The sequence below is a fragment of the Candidatus Edwardsbacteria bacterium RifOxyA12_full_54_48 genome (assembly GCA_001777915.1).
In the GTDB taxonomy this organism is placed as follows: domain Bacteria; phylum Edwardsbacteria; class AC1; order AC1; family EtOH8; genus UBA2226.
This window is the reverse complement of sequence record MFFN01000004.1, coordinates 433,327-457,227: the sequence shown is the minus strand read 5'-3', so window position 1 is coordinate 457,227 and position 23,901 is coordinate 433,327. Positions and strand designations below refer to the sequence as shown.

20 protein-coding genes and 1 pseudogene are annotated in these 23,901 nt (G+C 52.9%); 18 read left to right on the top strand and 3 right to left on the bottom strand.

Translation table 11 applies throughout. From position 1 onward, the window contains the following. Positions 1-156: 156 nt before the first annotated feature. Positions 157-798, bottom strand: coding sequence for a 16S rRNA (guanine(527)-N(7))-methyltransferase RsmG (locus A2273_03670; GenBank protein ID OGF07578.1), 642 nt, complete (start codon positions 796-798; stop codon positions 157-159). Between the two features lie 279 nt (positions 799-1,077). Here A2273_03670 and A2273_03665 point away from each other — a divergent pair, with 279 nt between their 5' ends. The 6 genes from A2273_03665 (at position 1,078) to A2273_03640 (ending at position 6,161) form a co-directional block, all read left to right on the top strand. Next, the gene (locus A2273_03665) at positions 1,078-1,380 is read left to right on the top strand and encodes a stress responsive protein (GenBank protein ID OGF07577.1); all 303 of its coding nucleotides are present in this window, start codon (positions 1,078-1,080) and stop codon (positions 1,378-1,380) included. A gap of 4 nt (positions 1,381-1,384) precedes the next feature. Further along, on the top strand, positions 1,385-2,506 hold the full coding sequence (locus A2273_03660) for a hypothetical protein (protein ID OGF07576.1): 1,122 nt from the start codon (positions 1,385-1,387) through the stop codon (positions 2,504-2,506). 104 nt (positions 2,507-2,610) lie between these two features. After that, entirely contained in the window at positions 2,611-3,582 is a 972-nt protein-coding gene (locus tag A2273_03655) for a hypothetical protein (protein OGF07575.1), read from the top strand. A gap of 67 nt (positions 3,583-3,649) precedes the next feature. Then, positions 3,650-4,501, top strand: a complete 852-nt coding sequence (locus A2273_03650; GenBank protein OGF07574.1) for a hypothetical protein — start codon at positions 3,650-3,652, stop codon at positions 4,499-4,501. Positions 4,502-4,513: 12 nt separating this feature from the next. Then, positions 4,514-5,383, top strand: coding sequence for a hypothetical protein (locus A2273_03645; GenBank protein ID OGF07573.1), 870 nt, complete (start codon positions 4,514-4,516; stop codon positions 5,381-5,383). Between the two features lie 106 nt (positions 5,384-5,489). Then, complete coding sequence (locus A2273_03640; protein ID OGF07572.1) at positions 5,490-6,161, top strand: hypothetical protein; 672 nt, start codon at positions 5,490-5,492, stop codon at positions 6,159-6,161. A gap of 68 nt (positions 6,162-6,229) precedes the next feature. On the opposite strand, the gene A2273_03635 is transcribed toward A2273_03640, so the two are convergent. Both A2273_03635 and A2273_03630 read right to left on the bottom strand, forming a co-directional pair. Beyond that, positions 6,230-8,197, bottom strand: a complete 1,968-nt coding sequence (locus A2273_03635; protein ID OGF07571.1) for a hypothetical protein — start codon at positions 8,195-8,197, stop codon at positions 6,230-6,232. 76 nt (positions 8,198-8,273) lie between these two features. Beyond that, entirely contained in the window at positions 8,274-10,199 is a 1,926-nt protein-coding gene (locus A2273_03630) for a tRNA uridine-5-carboxymethylaminomethyl(34) synthesis enzyme MnmG (protein ID OGF07570.1), read from the bottom strand. Between the two features lie 217 nt (positions 10,200-10,416). On the opposite strand from A2273_03630, the gene A2273_03625 reads away from it, so the two are divergent. From A2273_03625 to A2273_03570, 12 genes and pseudogenes are all read left to right on the top strand, one after another. Then, positions 10,417-10,923, top strand: a complete 507-nt coding sequence (locus A2273_03625; protein ID OGF07569.1) for a hypothetical protein — start codon at positions 10,417-10,419, stop codon at positions 10,921-10,923. Positions 10,924-11,006: 83 nt separating this feature from the next. After that, a complete protein-coding gene (locus A2273_03620; protein ID OGF07568.1) occupies positions 11,007-12,122 on the top strand; it encodes a hypothetical protein in 1,116 nt (371 codons plus the stop codon). A gap of 12 nt (positions 12,123-12,134) precedes the next feature. Then, a complete protein-coding gene (locus tag A2273_03615; protein OGF07567.1) occupies positions 12,135-12,332 on the top strand; it encodes a hypothetical protein in 198 nt (65 codons plus the stop codon). Positions 12,333-12,637: 305 nt separating this feature from the next. Beyond that, entirely contained in the window at positions 12,638-13,168 is a 531-nt protein-coding gene (locus tag A2273_03610; protein OGF07566.1) for a hypothetical protein, read from the top strand. A gap of 102 nt (positions 13,169-13,270) precedes the next feature. Beyond that, the gene (locus tag A2273_03605) at positions 13,271-14,341 is read left to right on the top strand and encodes a branched chain amino acid aminotransferase (protein ID OGF07565.1); all 1,071 of its coding nucleotides are present in this window, start codon (positions 13,271-13,273) and stop codon (positions 14,339-14,341) included. A gap of 68 nt (positions 14,342-14,409) precedes the next feature. After that, a pseudogene (locus tag A2273_03600) lies at positions 14,410-15,139 on the top strand (hypothetical protein). Between the two features lie 81 nt (positions 15,140-15,220). Further along, positions 15,221-16,174: a hypothetical protein gene (locus tag A2273_03595; protein OGF07564.1), complete on the top strand. Its 954-nt coding sequence runs from the start codon at positions 15,221-15,223 to the stop codon at positions 16,172-16,174. Between the two features lie 23 nt (positions 16,175-16,197). Beyond that, on the top strand, positions 16,198-17,517 hold the full coding sequence (locus tag A2273_03590) for a hypothetical protein (protein ID OGF07563.1): 1,320 nt from the start codon (positions 16,198-16,200) through the stop codon (positions 17,515-17,517). A 59-nt stretch (positions 17,518-17,576) separates the two neighbouring features. Further along, positions 17,577-18,821, top strand: a complete 1,245-nt coding sequence (locus A2273_03585) for a hypothetical protein (GenBank protein ID OGF07562.1) — start codon at positions 17,577-17,579, stop codon at positions 18,819-18,821. A gap of 128 nt (positions 18,822-18,949) precedes the next feature. Beyond that, entirely contained in the window at positions 18,950-21,154 is a 2,205-nt protein-coding gene (locus A2273_03580; GenBank protein ID OGF07561.1) for a hypothetical protein, read from the top strand. 52 nt (positions 21,155-21,206) lie between these two features. After that, complete coding sequence (locus A2273_03575) at positions 21,207-22,571, top strand: Zn-dependent protease (GenBank protein ID OGF07560.1); 1,365 nt, start codon at positions 21,207-21,209, stop codon at positions 22,569-22,571. Continuing rightward, on the top strand, positions 22,571-23,884 hold the full coding sequence (locus A2273_03570; GenBank protein OGF07559.1) for a hypothetical protein: 1,314 nt from the start codon (positions 22,571-22,573) through the stop codon (positions 23,882-23,884). The genes A2273_03575 and A2273_03570 overlap by 1 nt, the downstream gene beginning before the upstream one ends. The last annotated feature ends 17 nt before the right edge of the window (positions 23,885-23,901 follow it).

Below are 23,901 nucleotides of genomic sequence, written 5' to 3'. Positions count from 1 at the left end.
GGATTTGAAGTTGATCGGTGCATCAATATGGGGATATCGGTGGCAATCCCGGTGACCTTATCCTGCGCCAACAGAGATGAAACAAGGGATGCTAATAGTAATAATATTAAAAATGTTTTTTTCATAAGAACGCTTATGTTTACAACTGGGGTTTATTTATTCTTTCCTTATTATAATTATTTTTCGGTCCTTGTCGCCCGCTCCCGGCTCCTGGCGCAATTTACCCTCCAGGGTTCCCCCCAGTTTATTTATGATTTCCCCGGCTGCCTCGATCTCCTGGCCGGCCTTGCTGGATTTGTAGGCCAGCAGTTTTCCCCCCACCTTCAGGAACGGAAAGGATATCTTCACCAGCTCCTTTAGTTCCGCCACCGCCCGGGCGGTGACGAAATCATACCGATTCAAAAGAGTTATATCCTTTTGGACCGCCTGGGAATGCTGGGCTATAACCAGCACGTCTGACAACCCCAGCTCATTGGCGGCCAGCTCCAAGAAGCGGGCCTTTTTCTGGGTGGCCTCCAGGCAGGTCAGTTTTATCTCCGGCAGGCAGATCTTCAGCGGGATCCCGGGGAAGCCGCCGCCCGGGCCCAGGTCCATCACTTCGGCCGAGGCCTTCGCCGACAATGCCGGCAGGGCGGTCAGCGAGTCCAGAAGATGATTGGCCAGCAGGTTGTCAATGTCCCGCCGCGAGATCAAATTTACTTTGGCATTCCATTCCTTTACCAGGACCTGAAACTGGAACAACTTCTCTATCTGCTCCTGGCTCAGCGTCACGCCCAAAGCCTGGACGGCCCGGCCCATCTTTTGAAATTCAGGATTATTAATAATTATTCTCCGGTTATTATTAAGGGTCGGTTTCAAGGATGAATATCACTATTCTCCGTCATCCTGAAATAGACCCGATACTTTTCTAAGGAAGGATCTCGGATTCTTCAAGGGCAAGGCAAGACGCCGTTTTCAGAATGACCTGAAATATAACCCTATTCATTATACCAAACTTTATCGATAAATTATCAATAAATTATCTTGATTTTAGCACCGTCAAGTTGTATTCTTATTCTGAAATCAAGAGATAATAAAATGATAAAACATATCGTAATGTGGACCTTCAAGGATCATGCCGACGGCCGGGGCAAGGACGAAAATCTAAAGCTGGCCACCCAGATGCTGGCTGGGCTCAAGGACAAGATCGACACTGTGCGCTTTTTGGAGATCGGGCATAACATCAACCCCTCCGAAGCGGCCTACGACCTGGCGCTATATTCGGAATTCGACGACCAGGCCGGGCTGGATATCTATCAAAAGCATCCCGAGCACCTTAAGGCCGTGGGCTTTTTGGGAAAGGTCCGCCATCAGCGGGTGGTGGTTGATTATAAGGTTTGAAAATATGAATATCTCTCAAAACAGACGTTTTCTTTTTTCCGCCATTCTGGGCCAGGATAAGCTGAAATATGCCTATCTGGCCAACATCGTCAATCCCCGGATAGGCGGGCTGCTGATCAGCGGGCCCAAGGGCACGGGAAAAAGCACCATCGTCCATTCGGTGGAGTCCATCCTGCCGGAGGGCCAGGCGGTCGACGGCTGCATTTTCAACTGCCATCCGGCAAAACCCCAGGATCTCTGCTCGCTGTGCCGCCAAAGGCCGGACCATCAGGCTGTCACCCGGAAGATGAGGATAATCAACCTTCCCCTAAGCTGCACCGAGGACCGGCTGATCGGAAGCATCGACATCGAAAAGCTCTTGAAGACCGGCCAGAAGGTGATCCTGCCGGGCATCCTGGGCCAGGCCAACGGCAACATCCTCTACGTGGACGAGGTCAACCTGCTGCCGGACCATCTGGTGGACGACATCCTGGATGCCGCCTCCACCCACTGGAACACCATCGAGCGCGAGGGCATCTCGGTCTCCCATCCGGCCGATTTTGTCCTGGTGGGCACCATGAATCCCGAAGAGGGCGATCTCCGTCCCCAGATCCTGGACCGCTTCCCGCTGTGCGTGAAGATCGAGACCATCAAGGATCCCGCCATCCGCTCCCAGGTGGTGCAGAGCAACCTGCTGTTCGAGAATGACCGGGAGGCCTTCCACAAAAAGTTCGCCGGACAGGAGGCGGAGACTGGAAAGCAGATCCTCTCCGCCCGGGAGCTGCTGCCCCGGGTGACCATCGATCCGTCGCTGATAGATTCGGTGGCCGTCTCCTGCGCCGCCCTGAAAGTGGACGGCCAGCGGCCCGATATCGTGATAATCAAGACCGCCATGACCCTGGCCGCCCTCAACGGGCGCAGCGAAGTTTTTTCCGGCGATATCCTTCTGGCCTCCGAGCTGACCCTGGTCCACCGCACCCGGGACGGCGGACTGCTGGAGCCGCCAACCACCGATGAAATAATGGATAATTTCAATAAAAATCTGCCCAGGGACAAAGAGCCGATCCAAAAAACAACTGCCAAGCAGAAGATCCAGGTTGCCGTTCCCTCCGACCAGCCAGGGGTAAAAAAAAACGGCAATCCCTAGCTGAAAAATTTCTGGATCTCTCCAAAAAGATACTAACTTTCAGGAAAAAGAAAAGACCGGTCATCCTTCTCCGCCCCCAGGCTCAGGACCAGGCGGCCCCGGTTTTGTTCCAGGAGCCGCCCGGCACCTTCAGCCAGCTAAAAAAAGCCTTCTTCAAATTCCTCAACAAAATAAGCCGCTTAAAGTCCAGGACTGTCCGCGGCAGCAAGAAACGCCGGTCGGTCATCAGCGACCGGTCCGGACGCAACATCAAGGCCGTCCGCTTTCGGGCCGGCGAGAACACCCTGGCCCCGCTGCAGACGGTGGTCGGCTCCTTGATAGGCGGCAAATATTCGCTGTCCCGGAAGGAATTCAGCATCGGCCCCGGCGATTTTGTGGGCTGGGAGAAGCTGGAGCGCCAGAGCATGACCCTGGTGCTGCTGGTGGACGTCAGCCGATCCACCTTCCCCTTCATCAAGATCTTCGCCGAGATACTGGATTCCCTGACCGGCTACTTCAAGCTGCATCAGGACCGCATCGGCCTGATCTCCCTGCAGGGCATGCAGGCCAAGATACTCAACCATCCTACCCACAACTACCGGGTGATCACCAAGGGGCTGATGGGCCTCAAGGTCCAGGGGGAGAGCCCGCTGGCCGACGGCCTGCTAAAAGCCCTGGCCATGGTCCGGCTGGAGAAATTCCGCAAGCCCGGCTCCACCAACCTGGTCATCCTGCTCAGCGACGGCTATCCCGAGCCCCTGACCGCCCATTGCCCCGACATCTTCGATGAGCCGGCCTACCGGGAGACCATCCGGGCGGCCTCCCTGTACCGCAAACAGGCCCTCTCCCTGCTGATGATAAATCCCTCCTTCCGGAATCAGGATCAGGCCAAATTCATGCCGGGCGAGAAGCTGTCAACCATCATCGCCCGGGAGAGCCGCGGCAAGCTGATCAAATTATACCGGGACCCCACCCTTGGTTCCGCCGACCGCTACTATCCACCCACCCGGAGCGAGATCCGGCAGATATTGAACGGCATCGAGGGAATGATGGGAAATAAAAATAGTTCCGAAAGAGAACGAAGCCTGGCGATATAAATACTCTTTCCTTCACCGGGGCCGGAGCATATTAAAACTCCCGGCTTTTATGATATAATATCTGCCTATGCCGAACAGACATTTTAAAGCCGATATGTGGCTGTTGCTGGCCACCTTTTTTTGGGGCGTCACCTTTGTGGCGGTCAAGGACGCCATGCTGTATGCCTCTCCCCTGATCTTTTTGGGGGTGCGATTCCTGCTGGCCGGGTTGGTGTTGCTGCCTTTCTGTTATAAGGGATTGAAAAAACTTTCCCGGGAGGGCTGGCGCGACGGAATGCTGATAGGGGTTTTTTTGTTCGCCGGATTTGCCTTTCAGACCGTGGGATTGGTTCACACCACCGCCACCCGATCGGCCTTTATCACCGGAATGTGCGTGGTGCTGGTGCCATCGCTCTCGGTCGTCATGTTGAAGACCAAAAGTGACGGCTGGCAGATACTGGGGGTGATCATGGCCGCCGCGGGGCTGTACTTCCTCTCCCGTCCCGAGGCCGGAGGTTTCAACAAGGGAGACCTGCTGACCGCCCTCTGCGCAGTCAGCTTCGCAGTGGAGGTGGTGCTGGTGCAGAAATTCACCCAAAAACATCCTCCCCTGGACATGATAATGGTCCAAATAATAACCACCATTGTTCTTTCGGCCATGTTCGTCGGCATCTTGGAAAAACCGCATTGGCATTGGTCACAAAGCCTACTGCTGGACCTGGCCGTCACCAGCCTGCTGGCCACCGCCGGGGCGCTGGTCATCCAGTTCTACTGGCAGAGAAGGACCACCGCCACCAGGGCCGCCATCATCTATACCATGGAGCCCCTGTTTGCGGCGGGTTTTGCCTTTGTGCTTTTCGGCGAGAGGCTGCCGATGGCGGGATGGCTGGGGGCGGGCATGATACTGGCGGGGACCCTCACCGCCGAATTGGGAAAATAATCCGGGAAATATATGAAAAAAATATTGCTGCTTTTCTTGATGCTGCTGGTGGTTCTCTCTTGGGGGATTGCTTTTGTGGCCATCAAATATCTGCTGGAGGTTCAGAAGTTTTCAGCCATGGGGCTTACCGCTCTGCGGTATGTTCCGGCGGCGGCGATCGTCCTGGCTGTGATGCTGGTCTTCTATGGCCCCAAAAAAATGCTGGTGGCCTGGGGCAAAGAGTGGCGGGGCATCTTGCTGTACGGAATTACCGGCGTCCTGGGATATAATCTGGCCCTCAACTTCGGCGAGACCAGAATTGCAGCCGGAACCGCCAGCCTGATGGTCGGCCTCTCCCCCATCTTCACCCTGATCGCCTCCAGGCTGGCTTTGAGGGAAAAGATCACCGCCAGAAAACTGCTGGGGATAATCGTCTCCTTCGCCGGCCTGTTTGCGGTGGTGCGCTGGGGGACCAGTGACCCCATCAACTTCAACTACCTGTGGGGGGTGCTGATCACGCTGGGTGCGCCGATATCCTGGGCAATTTACACCATCGTGGGAAAGCCCATGATGAGCCGGGAGGATCCCAGCCTGATAACCATGTCGGCCATATTGTGGGGCAGCCTGCCGCTGGTTTTTTTCATTCCGGGCAACCTGGCCCAGTTGCCGGCTCCGGCCTGGTGGGCGCTGGCTTTTCTGACCTTGGTGTGCACCATCTTCGGGTTCCTGGTCTGGTCCTGGGCCTTAAAACATACCGAGGCCGCCCGGCTGGGAGCGGTGGTATACTTGATACCACTGGTGACCGTGTTGTCTGGCATCTTCCTGTTGGGGGAAAATTTGACCGCCGGACTGGTCATCGGGGGGATGATCCTGATCGGCGGGGTGGTGCTGGCCGAAACCTGATAAATATTCTCTTGACCGGGAATATCACCGGCATTATACTGGTATATACGATGCTTTGTGACCGCAACGTTAATATTTTAAGGAGAGATGAATGGCACGAAATATTTTGTGCTGGTTTGCTTTGCTGATGTGGGGAATGGCTGGTGCCGAAAGTGTCGCCGCCAGGATCGGATCGGCCGGCGGGGCCGGAAACGGCAACCTGGTCATAGAGGTCGGGAGCATGAAAGGCGTTACCCAAAAGATCGACCGGATCAATGCCGAATTCAACCCCATGGTCAAGAACTTCAACGAATACACCAATAATCAGACCAAGAAACGCTCCATAAACATCAACCTTCAGGTCGCCAAGGAGAAGGCCCTGGCCCTTATGGGATCTTTCGCCGAACTGGGCGATGTCCAGTCCAAAAGCTATAGCGAGTATCAGAATTATTACGATTCGGAGAGCCTGCGGCAGAAGCTGGGCATATTCAAAAAATATCTGGAGAGGGCGATCTCCTCCGAAAAGCCGGAACCGGAGATCGTCAAGCTGCTGACCCAGCAGATAGAATCGCTGGAGAGCCAGCTGAGGAGCTCTGCTCAGCTGGACAGCACCCAGGCCTTGATATATGTGACCGTCAAGGAAAGGGGCTATGATAATAACCCCGGACAAACCAGTCCCCGGGATAAATATCTGCTGGGGTTGCTCTCTGCCGTTCTGGCCCTGCTGCTTTTCTTCCTGGGGCTGCTGGCCGGATGGATAAGGTGCCGGAAGAAGATAATTGCCGACCCCAATGTTTGATGCATCATTACTGAAAAAGGGCCTTCCTGCAGGAAGGCCCTTTTATCATTTTTGAGACCAACGGTTATTTAAAAGCCAAAGCAGACAGCGAACGATCCTACGAGGAACAGGTTGTTGGCATCCAGCGGTCCGGAGTTGGGATCATTGTTGGCCATGAATCCGCCCTTCCCTTCGACCTGCAGTCCGATGCCGGGGTTCAGATTGAACCTCACTCCCGGCCCGATGACGACGAACGGGCTGTTCGATTCATAAATTGTGGCATCGTTATACTGGTTCTTCCACAGGATGGCTCCGGCCTCGGCTGTCAAATAAGGAGTGACTGCGGCTTCCGGGGCAAAGGTATATTTCCCCCAGGCTCCGGCAGCCATAATGGCCGTAAGGTACTCCTGGGAAGGAGCTCCGACATTTTTGGCTCCAGCCTGCCCATACCCGCTCAGGACGCCTATCCCGATCTTTTCGGACAGATTGTATCCCACCTTCAGGCCAGCCAGGAATCCGATCTCACTGTCGTCAAGATCCCCCCCCAGCAGCTTGATGCCGGCACCAAAGGGCTGCAGCTCATAACGCTTGAGAGGCGAAGAGACCACACTGAAAGACATCGAGGCGGTATTGCCGGCCCGATCGGTAGAAGTAACTATTATGTTATTTATTCCCGGGGTCAGTTTTAGGGGTTGAGAAAACCCGCCGTCATTTTGGGTTGATAATGTCTGCCCGTTGATGGTAACTACTGCTTTATATTCGCTCAGGCCGGCGACTAGTGTGGCAGCAGATGGAATTTTCTGATCGGGCCGCGGGTTTATTATCTCCAGTTGCGGATTATCCAGCTTCCGGGATAGATATAACACCCGGCTGGGCCAGGGTTGTCCCTCAAATCCTACAGAATCTACCGCCGTCAATGACCAGTAGATCTTGTCGGCCTTTGGAGGAGCCATTTTAAAGCTGTCGTTGGACACAACTGCGTCAACCAGTACCTCGTTCTGATCAGCATCTTGCCAGACCAGGAGGTGGGCCTTAATATCAGCCGGCTTGCTCCAATGATAAGTGATGGAACGGGTCCGGTCCGGATTATAAAAGAAAGTATCATTGGCCGCCGGGGATTTTGGGAACGGCGGAGCCGGCAGGTCCACCGGGGGTTCCGGCTGCTGTCCGTAACGGCAAAGGCACCCCTTGCCCGAAGGGACCTCCCTCTCCATGGAGCCGGCTGCCGGCCACTGCCAGGATACATTGCTTTCCCAGACCGAGAGCAGGGCGGTCCGGTCGGGCTTTTGTTCCACGATGAATTCCGCGCCACGGCTGCCGGCCACTGCGGTGGGGGTGGTCACCAAAAAGCGCTCCCGGCTGTTCCGGAGTTTGGACACTCTAGAAAGGGTGCGCCCGGTCAAAAGCTTTAGCTCGGTATCTCCGGCCCCCTCCTTTTCGCTCCAGGACTGCTTGGTGATCACAACATCCGATCTGGGAAGCACCTTGATCCTGGTGCCGTTGTCAAAGGTGATCTCGGCCCGGCCCAGCGAATCGGTCACCACCTCGTCCTGTATGGTAAGCACCTGGTCCAGCACCGCCGGTTGCCAGCTGCTGATGCCTTGTTTGCGCGTGAAGACATTGCCCTGGATGTATGAAAGCCGGGCGGTCCTGATCTTGGAAAGTATGGTGATCTCCACCCGGCGGTTCCGAGCCCGGTATTCGGCGGTCAGGTTGGGAACCAGGGAAAAAAGGTCCCCGTAGCCCTTGGCAACCAGTTGCGATGCCGGAATACGATGCCGGGAGATCAGGTAACGCCTGGCTGCTTCGGCCCGTTGCTGGGACAACCGCTGATTGGCTCTGGATCCCCCAACATTGTCGGTATGTCCGGCAACTTCTATCTTGGCTCCGGAGTTCTTTAAAAATTCCGCCAGGGAATCAAGGGCCGGATAGGTTTTGGGGTCTATGCTGGCCCGTCCGGTGCGGAACTGGATGTTGGAGAATTCGAATTTAATGGCCTGCCCCCAGGACAGGCAGAAAGAAATCAGGACCAGTGCCGACATAATTATTTTTTTCATGACCATCTCCTCCAAATTATAACTGAAAACGAACACAACCATATTACAAGAAAATGCCCCAGATATCAAGTTGAAATTAATGGGCAGCAGGTTTTGCCTTCTTCAGGTGAATCAGCAGCATACTAATATCTGCCGGGGACACGCCCGATATTCTCGAGGCCTGGCCCAGGCTGAGGGGTTTAAGTTTCTGCAGTTTCTGGCGGGCTTCGGAGGAAAGGCCATAAACCAGATCGTAATCGAAGTCGTTCGACAGCACCATATTTTCCAGCCCCCTCATCCTCAGGGCCTCATCCTGCTGGCGTTTGGCATATCCGCCGTATTTAAGCTCCAACTCCACCTTTTCAAAAACCGTCCGGTCGTAATCCGGGCGGTACTGGTCCAAGGGCAGTAGATCATCGTAAGTCACCTCGGGACGTTTCAATAATTCGGCCAGGCTGGCTGGCTGGCTGATGGGCGAGGTTCCCAGTCTCTCAAGAATACCATTGGCATCCGGCGGCAGGGCTTTTTCCAGACGAAGACGCTGGATTTCAGACTCCACTCTGCCTTGGGTCCTTTGGAAATCGACCCACCTATCCTCGGCGATAAGACCCAGGCCATAACCATAAGCCAGAAGCCTTTGCTCGGCGTTGTCCTGACGCAGCAACAGCCGGTATTCGGCCCGGGAGGTGAACATCCGGTATGGCTCCTCGGTTCCCTTGGTGACCAGGTCATCTATCAAAACTCCGATATAGGCCTGGTCTCTTCGCAGAATGAAGGGATCGTTCCCTAAAATCTTTTGAGCAGCATTGATCCCGGCCATCAGCCCCTGGGCCGCGGCCTCCTCATATCCCGAAGTGCCGTTGATCTGCCCGGCGAGGTACAGCCCGGATACCAGTTTGGCCTCAAGGGTGGGAAACAACTGGGTGGGAAAAACAAAATCATATTCTATGGCGTAGCCCGACCTGGTTATTTTAGCATTCTCCAGGCCTTTTATGGAGCGGATCATCTTCTCCTGAACTTCCTCGGGCAGGGAGGAAGAGATGCCGTTAAGATACAGCTCATTGGTATTGAGGCCCTCGGGCTCGATAAAAACCTGATGTCCCTGTCGCTCGGAGAAGCGAACCACCTTGTCCTCGATAGAGGGGCAATATCTGGGGCCGATGCCTGTTATCCGGCCGGAATAAAGGGCCGAGCGGGAAAGATTGTCTCGGATGATCTGGTGGGTTACGGGGTTGGTGTAGGTAAGGTAGCAGGGAATCTGAAGCAGCGCCGGCCAGACCCTTCTTTTCTGATCGGTGCGCTGATTGATGACCTCGTAAATCCTGGTCTGCCGGGAGAAGGGGAGCGGGTCGGGGTCGCCGGGCTGTTCGGACATTGCAGAAAAGTCTACGCTTTGAGAATTAACCCGGGCCGGGGTTCCGGTCTTCAGCCGGCCCATCTTCAGCCCGGATAATTTTAGAGAATCTGATAATTTTCGGGCCGGGAATTCCCCGGCCCGGCCGGCCGGAAAGGACCGGTCTCCGATATGGATCAGACCGTTAAGAAAAGTGCCGGTGGCCACGATCACGGCCTGGGCAAAAAACTCCTGGCCGCTTTCGGTCCTCACGCCGGTCGCACACTTTTTGCCGGACCGCTCCTCTAATATAATGTCATCAACCAAGGCCTGCCGCAGCTCTAAATTAGGCAGGTTCTCCAGAAGATGCTTGGCTTCGGCCGAATAAAGCGGGCGGTCACATTGAGCCCTGAGAGACCAGACCGCAGGCCCTTTGCCTTTGTTCAGCATTCGGAACTGTATCCCCGACAAATCGGCCAACCGGCCCATGGCTCCGCCCAGAGCATCGATCTCTTTTACCAGATGGCTTTTAGCCAATCCGCCGATTGACGGATTGCATGACATCCAGCCGATACGGTCCAGGGTGATGCTGAATAGAGCAGTATTCAGCCCCATGCCGGTACAAACTACCGATGCCTCTATGCCGGCATGGCCCCCGCCAATGATTATGATATCGAATGTTTTGTTCATAAACTAATAATATTTATAATACAATGCGATACAATTAGTTAGAGATACTCAAAAAACATATTAACTACACCTAAGCCATGATATCATATTGATTGTCTAATATCAATATTAATGTTATAATTATGTTTGGGAACCTTATTAATAATGGGCAACTCTAATGTAATATGACAAAACAGAAACTGGCCATCAAACCGCAATTTATAAGGAGGTTCATAAAATGAAGAAATTCATCATGCTTTTGCTGCCGGTCTTAATTTTTTCTCTAGCCTTGACCACAGTGGCCCTGGCTGAAGAGGGCGACAGTCTGAAAATGAAAAATGAGATCAAAACTAAAAATCAGGGCGAGGAGACCCAATTGAGGGTTCGAACTGAAGAGGGCCAAAATGGACAAGGCGAGATGGCCCAGACCAGAACCAGGGAAGAGAAGAAATTGACGGAGAGCGACTCTGCTAAGGTAAAGGAACAAAACAAGGTCCGCACCCAGAATAAAGGCCAGGACCAGAAGATCCGCACTCGCACCGAGGAAGGCGACAAGGGCCAGGGCGAAATGACCCAGACCAGATATCGGGACGAGGATGGAGATGGTATATCCGATTCCACCCAGACCAAGGAGCAGACCAGAACCCGTACCCGTAAAAAGGACGGAAAGGATGATGATATGACGCCCAAAGGCGGAGCCAATGGCAAGAAGGGCGGCAGCACAACCACCGGGCGGGGCCGATAGATAGGCACTTAATAATGAAGCGCAGGACCTTATTTACCTGCGCTTCTCTTGCTTTGTGACATCATCTTTAAGGAAGACCAACCATGAGGAATTTAAAATTCTATATTACCGGGATAATCACAATAGTTTTATCAGGAACCTTATTTGCCCAGATCAAAGGAAGCATCGGGGTGAGCGGCGAATACGACAGCAATGCCTATAACGATTCCTACGGCGGAGGCAGCGTGGTCGGAACCGCCCGGTTGGATCTTAACACCGACATTGACTTAAAATTGGCCGGGATGATTTTGGGAGCTGATTATTCCGGCAGCTACAGCGCCTACCTCAGTTATTTGGGCATCAATCAAAACGACCATTTGCTGAAAATGATCCTGTGGCGGAATTTGGGAAAAGATGGTTTCGTTGGTTTGGGTGGCGCTTATAGCTTTCAATTCAATGCTGCGGACCGCTCGGCTTATGATACCAATAATTTTAAAGTTATCGGCGAGACAAAAATATATATTGCTCAACCGGTGCTGTTAAAAGCGGACGGGGCCCTGGGGAGATATCAATATAAGAATTTACCAAAATATGACTTTGATCAATCAATAGCAAACCTATCCATAAATATATTTCTTCCTACCCGGAGCGGTTTGACAATTTTAGCAGGATATAAAAAGTACGATTTCTCTCCCTTGCCTGCCGACAGCCAGGTTCCAGTGAATATTACAAACCTGTCTCCGGGTTGCCGGGTAAGCCAGGGGCTTGGATCAAATATCGGCCTTTCCCTGGAATGCTCGTATTTAACAAACCAGGTGACCACCGCCGATCCTTATTATATGCCCGACACTTTACTGAGCGAGGTGAACGAATATTTTGATTATTCCGGCGGCCAGGTGGGGGCAAAAGTAACTTTAATACTTGAACCCGCCGGGAAGATGGCCTTATGGGCCAATTATATCAGCAGAAGCTATGACAAGCTTGATGCCTATAGCCTTCCGGCAGCGGACAATGCCAGCATATTAACCAGACAAAGTTTGGGGACCGTCCGGCTGGACCGAGAGACTGTTTTGGGAATAGACTACACCGCTCCGTTGTCAGATGGCCCCAACGGCATAGATTTGGGGGCGGGGATTAATTATGTCAATAATTCATCCAATGATGAGCTTTATAATTATAAAAAACTCCTGGCATATGCTGGGATTAATTATAATTTTTAAAAGGACGCAGCCATGAAAAGGAACAAAAAACTGCTGGGTGAAATAATGATGACCCATGGATTCATCTCGGTGGAACACATAATCCGGGCCAGATATAAACAAATCAACGATTCTTCAAAAAAGATCGGCGAGTGCTTGGTGGAGATGGGGTGCATTAACCGACAACAGTTGGCGTATGCCATAAGGGAGCAAAACCCGGAGCAGAGATAAACCGGCCCCCCAATACGGAATGTTTCACGTGAAACATTCCCCAGACAACACAAATCATTGCCGTTTAACTCCCCTGCGGTCGAGGCCGCAGGGGAGTTATTGTTTCACGTGAAACAGCCCCAAACCCAAATCCCGTCAAATACTATTTTTTAATAGTTATAAAACAGTTGCAAATTTGCCCAGCTTACGGTGATATTCCCCAAATATTTTATCGTTGACTTTTTTCAGCAAGAGATTTACAATTCCGGTAGGGTTGCCGTGCATCAAAAAAATAATCTATTAAATATAAGGAGGAGGTTATGAGAATGGGGTTTATTTTTACCGGCGTCTTTTGGGGGGTGGTTCTTATCCTGATAGGTTTGGGCGTGATAATCAATGTGGTGTTCGGGATAAAGATACCCATCTTCAGGACCATATTTGCCCTGTCCCTGATCTATCTGGGCATTCAGATGCTGACCGGGATCTCCTTTTGGAGCAAAAGCAAAAAATCGGCGGTATTCGAGGAAAAGGCCATCGAAGTTATCACGGCCGCGGATAAGTATGATGTGGTCTTTGGCAAGGGAGAGATCGATCTTTCTGGCATAGAGCTTAAGGATCAGAATGTTAGGGTGGATATCAACACCATCTTCGGCGGGTCGGTAATTAAGATCGATCCCGCCATTCCCACCAAGATCGTCGCCAGTTCGGCCTTTGGCGGGGCCCACCTGCCGGACGGCAATGTGGTGGCCTTCGGGCAATACACATATAAAACAGAGAATTTCAAAAGTGCAGAGAAGCACCTGCTGATCCATGCAGCGGTGGTCTTTGGCGGCATTGAGTTCGTTGCAAAACAATAGCATTGTTTTTAAAGATATCACCAAATTATTTACTTGAAATTTTTTTCATCATCTGGTAATCTATGATATGTACCTAATGCATTAATTAAACGGGAGCGGGCGATGGATATCAAAAAGACGCTGTTATCGGTAGATAAGCTGAAACCCTTATTTCAAGATCCTCTAAAACTGGTTTTCGGAAGAAATTTCACCGATTACATGTTCACCATGGAACATACTGTTGATAAGGGCTGGCACAATGCCGAGATAAAACCCTATCAGCCCTTGCTGCTTGATCCCGCCGCCAATGTTCTTCACTATAGCCAGGAGGTTTTCGAAGGACAAAAGGCCTATAAGTCCCCCAAGGATGAGATTCTATTGTTTCGACCACAGGAAAACGCCCGGCGCATTAACCACTCCCTTAAAAGAATGTGCATGCCGGAAATCCCAGAGGAGATTTTTCTGCAGGCCGAAGGCGAGCTGCTCAGGCTTGAGGAACGGTGGATCCCCAAGGCCGTGGGGGCCTCTTTATATATCCGCCCGGCTGTCATCGGCACCGAGGCCGCTTTGGGGGTGAAGCCCGCCGACCGGTATCTTTTCTTCATCATCCTTTCTCCGGTGGGGCCATATTTTCAGGAGGGTTTCAACCCGGTGGGGCTGTGGGTCAGCGACAGCTACACCAGGGCAGCCCAGGGGGGTACCGGCGAGGCCAAGACCGGCGGGAATTATGCCGGCACCCTGCTGGCTTCCAAAATTGCCAAGGACAAGGGTTGCAGCCAGGTACTGTGGCTGGACGCTGTGGAGCACAAATATATCGAAGAAGTGGGGGCCATGAATATTTTTTTCGTAATCGACAACAAGCTGGTAACTCCAAAACTCTCCGGAAGCATCCTGCAGGGCATCACCCGCAAATCGGTGCTTCAGATAGCTGAAGACCTGGGGATCGTTCCCGAGGAAAGGCAGATCCCGATCGATGAGCTGATGGATGGCATCAATAGTAAAAAAGTCACCGAGGCTTTTGGCGCCGGCACCGCGGCGGTGATAAGCCCGGTGGGCAGGATCAATTATAAAGACAAGGAATATGTCATCTCACAAGAGACAGGGCCGTGGGCAAAAAAAATCTTCGATACCATGACCGGAATACAATATGGAGAGAAAGAGGATAAATACGGTTGGGTTTACAGGGTAAAGTAATTGAATAAGCCACAAAACGGGCGAAGACCGCAAGGTCTTCGCTCTTGATTTATAACAATGATCGATATATGAAAAGTTTAAAATACGCGATAAAAATGGGGGCGTTGCTTATAGTGCCCGCTATCTGCCAAGCAAGGGTCCTAAAAGATATACCAATTCCCTCCGGATATGCGCGGGTGGAATATGCCGACAGCTCGTATTCTGGCTGGATCCAGAGGCTTCCGATAAAAGATGATAATGTTATATTGGGGTGCGACGGGAAGCCGGTCATTTCGCCTCGTTACAGCGTTCTGGCAGTGGTTGATATGCCAATGCTGTTCAGCCGGGACCTGGAGCAGTGCGCAGACTGGTGCTTCAGGTTCCGGGCGGAGTATTTTAAACAGACCGGAAGGCTGGAACAGCTCTATCTTTTTGATTATAACGGAAAGCGCCGTTATTACCGGGATAGCGGCCAGCCATATAAGGGATTTCTAAAATGGACCATGGACAACGCAAATTCCTATTCGTTGAAAAAGGGTTGCCGATCGGTTGAGGAGAAAGATTTGCGGCCAGGGGACATGCTGGTGCAAAATCAAACCGGCGGGGTGGGCCATGTTTCGGTGGTGATGGATGTTTGCCGTGATGGTAGGGGGGGGGCGGCTCTATCTTATAGGTTACAGCTTTATGCCGGCCCAGCAATTTCATCTGGAAAAGGGCAGGGCCGAGAATGGAAGGGCAGGCTGGTTCTCGATAGAGGAATACAGGCAATATCTTAAACGATACTTGGATTTTGGTAATCCGGCATATAAAAGATTTTAATTTTTCTCTTGACAAAAGCAATTTTTTTATATATATTTATGTAAGCACTTACACATTATGTTACTTTTTATTGAGGGGAATATGACCGAGCTTATCAGAAAACTGGGGGAGCTGGCGACTGCCAGCCGAATAAAAAGGCTGAGTGAAAGCCTGATGCAAGATGTGGGACGGATATATAAGGAACAGGGGTTTGACTTCGAACCCAAATGGTTCCTGATATTCTTCCAGCTCTCGCAACAGAAGGCCATGTCGGTCACCGAACTGGCCAAAGCGGTTGGGATCACCTATCCGGCGGTAAACCAGCTGGCGGCCGAGATGGCCGGGTCGGGACTGGTTGATTCGAAAAGCGACCCAAAGGACAAGAGGAAAAGACTGATATCCTTAACCGAAAAAGGCCGGGCCCTGATGCCATCTATAAAACCGTTGTGGAAGGTCATTGAAACAAGCACCTCTGAATTGCTGGGCGAACTGGATTGTAATTTTCTGCAAATGATCGGCCAGATAGAGGATGCCTTGGAAGATAAAAGCATGTATCAACGGGTGGCGAATAAAATAAAAAGCCGCCAGTATAAGGAGGTCGATATCGTTGAATTCAAAAAAAAATTTAAAGAACCATTTTACCAGTTGAACAAGCAATGGTTGGAGGAATACTTCACCGTTGAGCCGGCTGATGAAAGGATGTTGTTGCACCCAGAGGCCAATATCATCAAGCCCGGAGGAAAAATATTGTTTGCCGTCATTGGCGGAAAAGCAATTGGCACCGTGGCCCTTATAAATAAAGGAAAAGGTAAATACGAGCTGGCCAAATTGGCGGTAGCCCCGGAATTCCGGGGAAGAATGGTGGGCAAAAAACTGGTCTTGGCCGCGATCAAAGAATCTACGGCCCTAAAGGCAAAAATATTGCTGGTCCGGACAAATCCCAGATTGGACTCGGCTAATCGGCTGTACCGCAGCCTGGGCTTCAAATATTCCGGAAACGACCATAGTGGCGACTATCAGCGGTCAACGATCGTATTGACCCTCACCCTAAAATAATCACAATCGAAGGAGCAACAAACATGATGCGAAAAATATTTTTCCCCATTTTGATCGCTTTAATATTCCCGGTGCTGGCCCCGGCCCTGCCGGCAACACAGACAGCTATTGACAAGGCCATCAGAAAATCGGTGGTCGACTCGGTTTCCAAACTGCTGGCGAATAACTATGTATTTCCCGACAAGGCCAAGGCCATGTCGGCACTGCTGCGGAAGAACCTTAATGCCGGCACTTACGATCGATTATCCAACCCGGAGGATTTCGCCGCGCGACTCACCAACGATCTGCGGTCGGTAACCAAGGACCGCCATCTGGCGGTGATATACGGACCGCAGCGTATTGCCCAAATGCGTTGCGACACCATGGATGGTGAAAGCCTCCCGGAGGTCATTCGGTCCCATCAGCGCGATAATTTCGGATTTCGAAAGGTCGAACTTATGCCGGGGAACGTTGGATACATAGATTTCAGGATGTTCGATAATCCCCAGCTGCCGGGAGCCGGTGCGGCTGCGGTGTCGGCCATGAATTTTATGGCCAATGCCCAGGCGGTCATCTTCGATCTGCGCCGAAACGGCGGGGGCCACCCCGAGATGATCCAGCTGATAAGCACCTACCTGTTCGAGGGTGAGGCCCACCTGAACGACTTATACACCCGGCCCACCAATCTTACCCAGCAGTATTGGATACTGCCCTGGGTTCCAGGGCCTCGTTTGGCCAAAGTGCCGGTCTACATTCTGACCAGTGATTATACTTTCTCGGGAGCCGAGGAGTTCTCCAACAACCTGCGGGAGCTGAAGCGGGCCACCATCGTCGGCCAGACCACCGGCGGTGGCGCTCATCCGGTCGACTTCAAGATACTTAACGATCATTTCGTTCTCAAAGTGTCGATCGGCCGGGCCATCAATCCAATATCCAAAAAGAACTGGGAGGGAACCGGGGTTCAGCCTCATGTCCCAGTGCCGGCCGACAGCGCTTTAGAGGTCGCTTATCTGATGGCCCTAGACACCCTGGCCCGGACTGCACCATCATCCGCCGAACGCTTTGAATACGACAACCTGGCAGCGGTCAAGCGGGCAGAAGCGCGAAACCTCAAACCATCCTCCGCCATGCTTGACTCGTATCCCGGAAAGTATGGCATCCGGGTCATCTCCGCTGACGGGGGGCAACTATTCTTCCAGCGCGAGAACGGCCCCAAGATGCGTCTGGTACCAGCCTCTGACCGGAGCTTCGTGATCGAACAGACTGGCAGCTCGGTCAGCTTCACCACCGGCCTGGACGGCAGGGTCGACGGGTTCACCCTGATCCGTTCCGTCGGAGACACTGTGCGGTGTCTGCGGAAATAGCGAGCACTGGCTGTATAGGAGGATCCCGTCAATTTTAAACTCAAACAAGTGAGGTTAGCATGAAATATACAATCATCGTATTTATGATAGCCATACTTGGTTTGGCTAACAACGGAAAAGCCGAAGATGCAATGGGAAAAGCGGATAATTTATTTTATCAAGGGTTATTCCCTGAAGCTGAGGCATATTATAACCGGATACTGAAAAAGGATTCGAACAATGTCTATGCCAACCTAATGCTAGGACAGATTGCCCTTTACGGCAACCGTTTCAGCAAGGCAGAGACGCATTTAAAGAAAGCCCTGACAGACAGTTCTGTTCGTGTCAAGACCATCGGCCTGCTATCGGAAACCTATTACCGCCAGGACCGCTTCGCCGAAGCCGGGTCGCTATTCGCCGAGGCCGGCCAGATGGCCAAAGCCGACAAACTGCAGGCATTCAAAGATAGAACGCCGTACCTCATCGAAAGTGCGGCCATAGTGACCGAACTGCCGTTCGTCCAGACTGATCCCCTGCCTTTGATTATGCTCACGGTCAACGGCAGAGAGACGATGTTCCTGATCGACACCGGCGGCTGGGAACTGAGCATAGATGAAGAATTAGCGAAAGACCTTGGAATAAAATTCCTGGGTACGCAGACCGCTACGTTTGCAGGTGGGAAAACCGCTGCTACCTATCATGGGATACTGGATAGCGTCAAAGCTGGATCATTTATCGTTCGCAATGTTCCCATTAACATTAGCCAGGCCCCCAAACGGGCAGCCCAGATGTTTCAACAACCTGTTCGGGGGGTAGTGGGTACATGTTTCCTATACCATTTCAATTTTACCTTGGATTATCCGGGAGGAAAACTGGTCCTAGCCCGTCGCAACTCCGGAGAAGCCACGGCAGTGTCTATTAGCGGAGGCCTGCCTTTTTGGATGGCCGGAGACCATATAATGGTGGCTTGGGGGACAGTCAACAGCGGCCAACCCCAGCTTTTTTTCATCGACACCGGACTGGCCGGAGGGGGTTTCACTGCTACCGAGGCCACCATTAAAACGGCCGGTATCAAGCTGGGCGAAGCCAAAGAGGGCATGGGGGGCGGAGGAGAAGTACAGGTACGCCCCTTTACGGTGGATCGGCTGACTTTGGGAAATATCGAGGAAAGGGATGTTCGCGGTTTGTTCGGAGCGCTTCCGCCAGGTTTTGAGAGCCGGTTTGGGTTTCTGATAGGGGGGATCATTTCCCATGGGTTTTTTCGGCCATATCGTCTAACTTTTAACTTTGATTCCATGAAAATATTTCTGGAAAAGAAAAAATAATATTTAAAAGGTGTAATGTTGTTAAATATCATGTAAACAAGCAGTTATTGACCCTTCTTTATTGAAACATTATAGCTTAATTTTAAGTAGTTTGCGTATATTCAATAATATTACATTATGGAGCAATCATGAAAAAGCATGTTTTTTTACTGTTTTTCTTCCTAGTAATATCATCCATGGCCGCTCGGGCCCAAGAGGAAGAAAACAGACCACAAAAAAGCGTCAATATTACCCAAACGGATATTGAGCCGAAAATCGATGGCATAATTGAGGATCTTTGGCTATCGGGCGATTCAGCAATCAATTTCATCCAGCATACCCCATATGAAAAGACCGCTCCGACCGAGCGGACGGTGGTCTACCTGCTTCAGGATGCCGAAAATCTATATGTGGCCTTTCGCTGCCATGCAGACAAAAATCCCCCGGTGGCCTGCTTCACCAAGGATGAGGACTATGTGACCATCAAGATAGATCCTTTCGGCAGCCGGACCGGCGGGTATTTCTTTTTGGTTTTCGGCAGCGGCCTTTTCTGGGACGGGCTGATCATGGACGACGGACGCAGCCAGGACCTTTCCTGGGAGGGGGTCTGGTACAACTCGGTTAAGATGTATCCCGACCGGATGGAGGTGGAGATGAAGATCCCCTTCAAGACATTGCGCTATAAAAAGGGCTTGATGAATTGGGGCGTTCAGTTCGCCCGGCACATCGCCACCAATCGCGAGGATGATTACTGGACCGAGGTTACCCAAAAGGACGACGATCTGGTGTCTCGATGGGGGGTGGCCCAGAACATCAACCCCCGGTCTTCGGGATATTATTTCGAGCTGTATCCCGAAGGGTTTTTACGCTATGAGGATTTTAAGGGAAGAACAACTGCCAGGAAGGTAAACGGCAGCCTGACCGCCAAATGGGACCTGACCCCGCAGACCAGCATCAATGCCACGGCCTACCCCGATTTTGCCCAGATAGAATCGGACCCGTCCTCGGTCAACCTTTCCCGCTATCCCACCTATCTGCAGGAGCAACGGCCGTTCTTTGTGGAGGGGCGGGAGATATTCCGCTTTTCGGAATTCCAGGGCAGCGGTTTCTTTCAGCCGCTCAATATTTTTTATTCCCGCCGGGTGGGGAAGTCCATCGACGGCGGTGCGGTGCCGATCATCGGAGGATTGAAGGTGACCCACAAAACCGAAGGCTGGAATATTGGGGCTCTGGCGGCGTATACCGAGAAATATGATTATTCCTATCGGGGTCTGCCGCTGACAGAGCCGGAAAGGAAATTCGGAGTTTTGAGGGCGACCAGAAGGGTATTAAACAACTCTGATATAGGATTGCTGTTTAGCGGCATGTCTGCCAATGCGGACGAATACAACTACGCCGCAGGGCTGGATGCCTCTTTGCGCAAAGGACCAAACCAGTTGATCCTGCAGGGTGCCTACAGCGACGAGTCGGGTAAAAAGGGGATGGCGGTAAGCACCGGCTTCCGCGGATTCATCGACAAGTTCTTGATCATGTCGGCATATGAGGCGGTGGATGACTCATTCTCCGTAGAGGGTATCGGCTACGTCCCCTGGACCGGCAGACAGAGGGCGTTGTTCATCGGAGGACCTTTTTGGACGTTCCGGCAAGCATCGCTGCGTAATCTTTACATCGCGCCGGGCATCGCCCGGGTGCGGGAGCCGGGCTGTCCCGAATGGTCCACCGCCGGTTATTTTTCCATCAATCCAAACTGGAGGAATAACTGGGGGGCAAATCTTGAGTTGAATTATGGAAGAAATTACGAATTGATCTACAATCCCTTTGTTGGCAGGGAAGAATGCATAAACTATATCAGCCGCGACATGAGTTTCAATTTCTGGGGCTTTTTGATGGGGAACAACATCAACGGGGGCTGCGATTACAATTACAGTTACAATTACGCCAGGAACTACCTGGCATACCAGGGGTCGAACTGGCTGACATTCAGTTATTCCATCATCTCGCCCTTAAGCACCACCCTGACTTCTATGTTATGGGTCGAATGGGATCCCGGCAAAGAGATCGTAGCCATGACTCCTATATTCCGCCCCAGGATGGATTACCGGATAACCGCCAAAATGACGCTTTCGGTATTCAACGAGATGGTAGGCACCACCCCGGAAAGCAATTTCGAAAAGACCCGTCTTTATTCGGATCGTTTTGGGCTTTTATATTCCTGGAACTTCTCCCCAAAAAGTTGGCTGTACGTGGCTTTGAACGATTACAATTCACTTGATTACGGTTCAAATCCCGACGGCGAAATGACCCAGAGGTATATCATTGGAGCCATTAAAGCCAGATACCTGCTGTATTTCTAATTTTCAAAGCGCCAGGAATATTTTATCATTAATCATTTAAACTGGAGATACGATGTTCGATAAATTGGAGAAGATGCTGGCCGGAGCCAAGGCTGACTATGTTGACATCCGCTACGAAGAGGTGAAGGAGACCGCCATCGGCTTCAGCGGAAAGGAGCTGACCACCCTGTCGGCCAATTCCGGCGACGGATATGTGGTCCGGGCCCTGGACCATGGCGGCATGGCCTCGGTGGCCTTCACCCGGCCGGAGGAGGCCGAAGCCGCGGTCAGAACGGCGGCGGAGAACGCAGCATTGTTCTGCCGGAACATGGCAAAACCGGTCCGGATGGCCAAAGCCGAAGCGGTCCGGGATGTTTTTTCCCCAAAGCTGGGGGAAGACCCCCGGCAGATCCCGATGGCGGAAAAGCTGGAGTTGATGCGAAGGTACAACAACATCCCGCTGGCCCAGCCCAAGGTGGTGAACACCAGCATTGCCTACAGCGAGGTCTACCGGAAAAAGTTCTACCTGAACAGCGAGGGGAGCCGGATCCAGGAAGACCTGGTGACCACCAGCATACGGGGCCTGATCACCGCCCGGGAGGGCAGCCTGACCCAGAACATCAGGGTGGGGATAGGAGGCAGCGACGGCTTCGGCGCCATCAGGGGGCAGGAAAGACATTTTGAAGAAAAGACCAAATTGGTTCTGGACCTGCTGTCGGCCGAGCCGGTGAAAAGCGGATCCTACAGCTGTATCCTAAATCCCAGCCTGGCCGGGGTCTTTGCCCACGAAGCCTTCGGCCATTTCTCGGAGGCCGACATCGTGGAAACACTGCCGGCCATGAGGGAAAGAATGACACTGGGGGCCGAGCTGGGGAACAGGACGCTCAACATCATCGACGACGCCACCCGTCCCGGACAGCTCGGGTTCTATAAATACGATGACGAGGGGGTGGCGGTGCGCCCGGTCCAGCTGATCAAGAACGGGGTGCTGGCCGGCCGGCTTCATTCGCGGAGGACCGCGGCCGAGTTCGGGGAACCCGTGAGCGGCCATTGCGTGGCCGAGGATTACCGGTATGCGCCGATAGTCCGGATGGGCACCATCTACATCCAGCCCGGGGGGAAAGGGTTCGAGGAACTGCTCCAGGAAATGGGGGACGGGCTTTACCTTTTGGACGCCAAGGGCGGCCAGACATCCGGCGAGAACTTCACCTTCGGAGCCAACTACGGTTACGAGGTCAGGCAGGGCAAGATCGGCCGGATGGTCCGGGACATAAACATCTCCGGCAACCTGTATCAGACGCTGATGGATATCAGCGCCGTGGGCAGCGATCTGGAGCTTTCCAAGATCGGCGGCTGCGGCAAGGGGCAGAGCAACATCCGTTCCTGCAACGGGGGGCCTCATATAATAATCGATAACCTGATAGTGGGGGGCATCTGATGGAAAAGCTTTTGGAAATGGCCGGCAGGGCTGCCGATCAGGCCGAGGTGTTTTCCGCCGAGCAGACCGCAAGGTCGGTGTCATTTCAGGATGCCAAGCTGTACGACATAAGGACCAGCTTCCTGTCGGGGGTCTCGCTGCGGATCATCAAGGACGGCAAACTGGGGTTTGCCTATACCCGCAACCTTAACGACCGGCAGGGTCTGCTGGACAACGCCCTGGACTCGCTCCGGGGAGGGGTGGAAGCGCATTACGACCTGCCGGATACCAAGGAAGGCAAGGACCTGGGCACGTGTGATCCAGCGGCCGCCAAGCTGACCAATGAACAACTGGTGGACGAGGCCAAACGGGTCTGCGAGATCCTTAAGGCCAAAGCCGCCGGAGAGATAATGGCCGGCGCTTATGTCAGCGTGGATTACCTGCGGATACTGAACAGCAAGGGCGCCGATCTGGGCCAGCGGAATTCCACGGCCGGCTCATACAGTTCCATAATCTTCCCCGGTTCGGGCAGCGGGATAAGCCGGGAGGTCAGGAGCCGGTCAATTGGGAAAATGCCGGATTCCCTGATAGCCGAGATGACGGACCTGTTCGGGAAGGGGCAAAAGACCGTTCAACCGAGGGGCGGCCGGATGAAGGTGCTGTTCATGCCGGACAGCATGATCACCCTGTTGTGGCGCATCGCCAGCGGCTTAAGCGGCCGCAGTCTTTACGAAAAAATCTCGCCTATTGCCGGGAAGCTGGAGCAGAAAATATTCAGCCCGAAGCTGAGCATCTTCGATGATCCGCTCAACGATGCCTACCCCGGCGCCCGGTCTTGGGACGACGAAGGAGTGCCCTGCAAGAAACTTTCCCTGATCGAACAGGGGGTGCTGAAGGACTTTTTCTACGACCTCAAGTATGCGGAAAAAACCGGCGCCACCCCAACCGGCCACGGTTACCGGGGCGACATCTGGGGGGGTGACCCTGTGACCACCAGGCCCGGACCGTTCCTGGGGCACCTATTTATAAAGCCGGGGACCGCGTCCCTGGCAAAACTTATCTCCCAGATGGACCGCGGCATCATCATCGAAGGGGCGATGGGCGCCCACAGCGGCAACATTCCCAACGGGGACTACTCCATCGGCATCAGCCCCGGCCTTTACGTGGAGAACGGCCAGATAGTGGGCCGGGTCAAGAATGCCATGGCGGCCGGCAACATCTACGAAACGCTGGCCAACGTGCTGGAGGTGGGGGATACGCTTTATCCGTCTTTTGAAGGGGCCCGGGTCCCGCCACTGCTTTGCGAAGGGGTCTCGGTCACCACCAAAAGCTAGCGGAAGGGCGCAGAGCG